Raw genomic sequence first — 3,714 nt, forward strand, 5'->3', positions numbered from 1 at the left:
ACCTTACAGCGGCAGGCGTCCACCGGTCCGGTCATCGCTGCGAGTGTGGCGCGCGGCTACACCGCGCACCACACCCCTTGGAATCAATCATCTAGTTAGACACTTGCTGTCAGGATCGGATCCCGGCCAGGATTTGATCCAGGTGCCCGGTGGGATGCTCCCGGGCGGCGTCCGCAGGCAGTCCGCAGGAACGCCGGACCCATCCAATTCCACCAACGATGCCAGCGGCCAATCCCCCGCTCAGGGGGCGCTTCCGTACACCGGGCAACAAATCCCATCACGCGCAAACGTCGAGAAGGTCCACCTAAAATCCGCCAAGTGACGGTTCGAGCCCGTCCGGGGCACCTACAGCATCCACACAATCCATGACCGAGCATTGCGCTGCCGACCTGAACCGGCCCGGTCGGCGGAATCGAGTTGGGCAATGTCGCTCTGCGCGACCGACTTCTCGGTCGCGAGCTGGTTGTGGGTATCGCGTAGAGCATTGGTGAACGGGTCATCGGAGCTGTCGGTGCTGGGTGATTTCATGTGTTCGGCAGCGCGGAGGACGGCTGTGCGGAACGGGATGGGAATTGGTAGCGGTGGATCGGTTGCGGGACACGACGTTCGGGGACGCGTTCGAGGCGGTGGGCCAGAGTGTCCGGTTTCGGTGGGTGTGGGGGGAGGATGAGGTTCAGCGGCTTGTTGACGCGGGGTGGGAGCGGACCAGCGACGCCGAGCTTCGGTACACGTTCGATACTGCCGAGGGGGACGAGCGCGGTGTGGATGTGTTCGCTGCGGCACATGAGAAGTTCGAGTACGACTTCGGGTCGGCGGTGCGTATGGTGCCGGGGCGGCGGCGGTCGGCTACCTGGGTTCAGGCCGATCTTCTGATGGTGCTGACGTCGCGCCAGATCAGGCTCGTGAGGCCGGTGGGTGGACGTCGAGCGGAAGAGATCGACGGAGACGGACGGGACGACGCCGGATCGGACGAGGTCTGCGACTGCCACTGCCATTGCGAACTCGCGGGGCTCGACTACTGCAACGACAATGCCGACTGCGGTGACTACGACGAAGACGACTGCGACGCAGACGAAGACGACGAGCACGATTGTGACGAGGAAGGCTGCGGGTACAAGAAGTGCGGCGAATGCCACTGCTGTATCTGCTGGAAGAACTGCGGCTGTGATTACTACAGCACTGAGGATTGCGGCTGCGGCTGCTACGAGTGCGCCTGTGCTTGCTACAGCGGCATCATCGACGTGGATGATCGGTCCGGCGACGACGAACCGGTGACCGTGATGGACGAGTGGCCCGCCTTCGTCGCCGGATTGGCTCAGGTGCTGCCCCGGCTGGGTAAGGGCGAGCGGGTCGGCTTGACTGCCCACGGACACCGTTTCGCGAGCTTCCAGGTTCGGGACAGCCAACTCGATTGTGCGATCGCCGGAAACCAGAGCGTGCCACAGGAATACCACCTGAGTTCCGAGCAAAGCACATGGTTGATTCAGCGTGGTTGGTATCAGTATCGGGAATTCGATCGGACCTATAGCGTCCCGTTCGCCGCCGGCAACGACCAGTACGTCGATACGGCCGAGTCCGTCGTCACTGTCCTGCGTGACTTCCTCGGCATCGCCCGACCCGGCGACCTCGGCATCGAGACCACCGGCGCGCCCGACGGACAGCCACGATGCCGCCTGGTGATCGCGCGCTGACCGTTTTCCCACCGGCCCCGTCGATCGAGTCGAGCCGCACCCGGAGCGGCAGGTGCGGCTAGAACAGCCTGACCAGATGTAGTGCGTATCCGGCATTCGGCAATAGCGTGCACTGCCGGCGGCTGTCTGGCGCGCTGCCCGTTGATCTTCCGATGCCACGCGTTGGCCGGTTCAGTCAGCGCGGTATGCGGCATGAGATTTTGATAGCGATGGCCGCTCGTTCCGGCGGGCCGGTGCGGTCATTGCCCGATGGTCGTCTCGAATCGGTGCCGGGTGGAATACAACTCCCAGGCGGCTTCGGCGAGATCGGCAGGGTCGAGGGGTTCGGGAAGAAGAGCCGGATCCCATTGTCGGGCAGCGTATTCGGCGGATTCACTGCCACCGACCATGCCCGCCACCTGGACCAGACCGGCATACACTCCGGTGCCGGTCAGTGAAACGTGGAGATTGTGCAGATAGGCCCGCGCGGCTGCCGTCGCGACCGCGACGTTGCCCAACTGCGGGACCGGCATGCTCGCCGTGACCGCCAACCCGAACAACACCGCCCCGTCGCCGCGGTCGAGCATGTCCGGCAGCAACGACTCGATCAACACCGTCGGCGTCCGCAGCAGCATGTTCAGGCCGAACTCGAACGACTCGGGATCACAGGCGCGGATATCGACCTGCCGCTGCATCCATTCGGGCCCCGCCGGCGCGTACTCCAGTACGTCGATGCGGCCGAACCGGCCCGTGATCGCCCCCACCACACCCGCAAGCTGTTGCCGGTCGGCGAGGTCCGCCACGAACCCAGCGGCCTCGACACCGTCGGCGGCCAGTTCGCCGACGATCGCGTCCAACTTCGACCTGGTGCGCGCGACCAGGGCGACCCGGAACCCGTCTCGTCCGAACCGGCGTGCCACCGCACGTCCGAACCCTGGCCCCGCACCGAACACCGCGATCGTCTTGGACATGAACACTCCTCCTCGAAACCCAGAAACTTGACGGTTCCGTCAAGTTGATTCGAGAGACTACCGTATAACATGACGGTTCCGTCAAGTTATAGACTCGGGCAATGCCATCCACCACGCCCACGTCCCGGCCGTTGCGCAGCGACGCCGAACGCAATCGCGCCCGGCTGGTGACCGCGGCACGGGCGATGTTCGCCGAGCACGGAGTCGACGTGGCAATGGCAGACATCGCCCGCCATGCCGGGGTCAGCAACGGCACCCTCTACAACCGATTCCCCACCCGGCAGGACCTGATCGAGGCGGTGTTCATCGACCGCCTCGAAAGGCTGACCGTGCTCGCCGAGCAGGCAGCCGCAGATCCCGATCCTTGGCACGGGTTCGTCTCCTACGTCACGGGAATGTGTGAACTACAGGCCGGCGACCGCGGGTTCAACGAGGTCGCCGCCCGCGGCCTGAAATCGGCTGCCGCACAACCACTGCGGGACCAGGCCGCGGCAGCGTTGGCGCGCCTGTTCGGCAACGCCAAGGGCCGCGGTCTGCTTCGCGTCGACGCCGTCGTCGACGATCTGGCCTTCGTGGTCTGGGGAATCTCGCGCACCGTCGAGATGACCCGTGATCACGCACCCGACGCCTGGCGCCGTCACCTCACCCTGCTCATCGACGGATTCCGCCCCACCGACACACATCCACTCCCCGGACACGAAACCCTGCATCCGGCCGCTCACTGACCCGACAAACGAAGCCGGCGATCGGCGTCGCAATGTCTCATGACCAAGGAGCCGACCCAACTCTCTTGCCGTCCCACGAAGTTGAGGCACTGCAGGCAGGGCCTACGGCCTGCCTCAGCTTCGATCGGACGGGACAACGACCGGCTCAGTCGGCGCGGGAGGTCAGGGGAAGCCTGCTCATCGGCAATAGCGTGCGCTGCCGGCGGTTGGTCAGCCGCCCGGGATGCCCGCGGCTCGTTGATTTTTCGAGGTGCCGCGCTGGCCGGTTCGGTCAGCGCGGTATGCGGCTACTTAAGACTGGTGTTAGGGCCGGGTCCCGGCCAGGATTCGGTCCAGGTGCCCGGTGGG

Annotated in this window: 3 protein-coding genes; 2 read left to right on the forward strand and 1 reads right to left on the reverse strand. The window is 65.2% G+C overall.

The genetic code is table 11. The features are described 5' to 3' along the window. Positions 1-590 precede the first annotated feature (590 nt). Positions 591-1,691 (forward strand): TY-Chap domain-containing protein, encoded by a 1,101-nt coding sequence (locus tag ACWEKS_RS48945; RefSeq protein WP_452346544.1) that lies wholly within the window; start codon positions 591-593, stop codon positions 1,689-1,691. Positions 1,692-1,930: 239 nt separating this feature from the next. On the opposite strand, the gene ACWEKS_RS48950 is transcribed toward ACWEKS_RS48945, so the two are convergent. Then, positions 1,931-2,641 carry an SDR family NAD(P)-dependent oxidoreductase gene (locus ACWEKS_RS48950; RefSeq protein WP_452346545.1) on the reverse strand — a complete coding sequence of 237 codons (711 nt, stop codon included), beginning with the start codon at positions 2,639-2,641 and terminating at the stop codon, positions 1,931-1,933. Positions 2,642-2,742: 101 nt separating this feature from the next. On the opposite strand from ACWEKS_RS48950, the gene ACWEKS_RS48955 reads away from it, so the two are divergent. Further along, positions 2,743-3,366, forward strand: coding sequence for a TetR/AcrR family transcriptional regulator (locus ACWEKS_RS48955; RefSeq protein WP_452346546.1), 624 nt, complete (start codon positions 2,743-2,745; stop codon positions 3,364-3,366). Positions 3,367-3,714 lie beyond the last annotated feature (348 nt).

Source organism: Nocardia sp. NPDC004711 (assembly GCF_053601595.1).